The sequence below is a fragment of the Cupriavidus sp. YAF13 genome (assembly GCF_052113425.1).
In the GTDB taxonomy this organism is placed as follows: Bacteria; Pseudomonadota; Gammaproteobacteria; order Burkholderiales; family Burkholderiaceae; genus Cupriavidus.
The window spans coordinates 1-1,554 of the sequence record NZ_JBFRDD010000137.1; the positions used below are offsets into that span (position 1 = coordinate 1).

The following is a 1,554-nucleotide window of genomic DNA, read 5'->3' on the forward strand; positions in this document are numbered from 1 at the left end:
GCCATACGACATCCCCCTGCGGGGGCTGCCGGTCACTTATATGAACGCGCCCCGGTTTGCTAGGTAAACGTCACGCGATGCTCGATCAGGGTTGGTTGCAGACTTATATCCGGCCTAGTGCAGGCCAAGCCTGCGGCCCCGATGGAATTCGCCAAGAGCGGCCCTTTCCTCTTCAGCGTGCTCGAAGCACCAGTGACCGATCAGGGTCCAGCTCTTGCGGTCCAACCTGTCTTGCCATCTCGCTCATCTACCGTCGCAACCTTCTAGTCGAATTCAGTAACCTTGCTTGCAAGCCGCGGCTAGGTTAGCTCCGCCTACGGTCGTTGTAGGTGGAGCTGGCCTAGTGCGGAATTCGCCGTTTGCTTGGCCCTCTCGGCTTTCTTTAACTCATGGTTTCTTTCATACGGCTCATTGCCCATCAGCACGGCCCACGCAGTTCGCGCCGCCTTGTTGGCTAGCGCCACCACTGTCACGTTGGTGGGCCGTCGGCGCGCCAGTTGCTCGCACCACAAGCCCTTGTCCTTGGCTCGGAACAGGACTGCCCTGGCACCATGGATCAGCAGCATGCGTAGATAGCGGTCACCGCGTTTGCTGATCGCGCCCAGGCGCACCTTGCCCCCAGTGCCGTGCTGACGCGGCACCAGCCCGAGATAGGCTGACAGTTGCCGCGCCGATCGGAAGCCGCGCGCATCGCCGATAGTCGCGACCAGTGCTGTGGCCGTGAGCATGCCGATTCCCGGAATTGTCATCAACCGTTGGCACTCTGGCTGCGTCTGGGACCAGGCCTTGATTTGTCCCTCCAGCCCCTCAATGCCCTTGTCCAGGCGGCCGATCAGGTCGAACTGCTCGCGCAACGCTTCGAACATCCTCGCGGGCACGTCTTCCTCGACTTCGGCCAACCGCTCGCGCATTTCCGCTAAGCCCGCCTGACGCCCCTTTTTGAAGCTCAAGCCAAACTCATAGAGCGCCCCACGCAGGGCATTGATCATCATGGTTCGCATCTTGATGTGCTGCTCGCGCATCCGATGCAACACCAGCGTGGCCTGCTGCTCCACCGTCTTCGGCGTCACCGCAGGCATGTCCAGCTGTTGTGCCGCAGTCCAGATCGCTCGCGCGTCTGCAGCATCGGTCTTGTTGGTCTGCACGAATGGCCGAACGAATTTCGCGTGCAGCAGCTTCACCTCGTACCCGAGCGCCATGAGCTTGCGCGCCCACCAGTGCCCGCTGCCGCATGCCTCCAACGCCACCCGGCCCGGCTCACGCTTGGCTAGGAATTCGATCAGCTTTTGCCGCTGGAAGCGCTGGTTGTGAATCTCGCCCGTCTCTGGGTCAATCCAATACAGCTGGAACACATGCTTTGCAATATCGAGCCCATATGTCGTAGCATTCATTTCGGGTCCCTCCGTTCCTCGAGTGGCGGTGACATCTACCACTCTGGCACATTGCGATGCCGTTCGGTCCTGGAGGGGCCCCTTACCGCCAGGGCAGTTTTGCCCCACCCCGCAAGACTTCTTCGACGTCTCGCGCTCCATGGGAGGGCGGGGCGCGTTCATA

Annotated in this window: 1 protein-coding gene; it reads right to left on the reverse strand. The window is 61.2% G+C overall.

From position 1 onward, the window contains the following. Nucleotides 1–314 precede the first annotated feature (314 nt). Nucleotides 315–1,391, reverse strand: coding sequence for an IS110 family transposase (locus AB4061_RS40490; protein WP_441641646.1), 1,077 nt, complete (start codon nt 1,389–1,391; stop codon nt 315–317). Between the last annotated feature and the right edge of the window lie 163 nt (nt 1,392–1,554).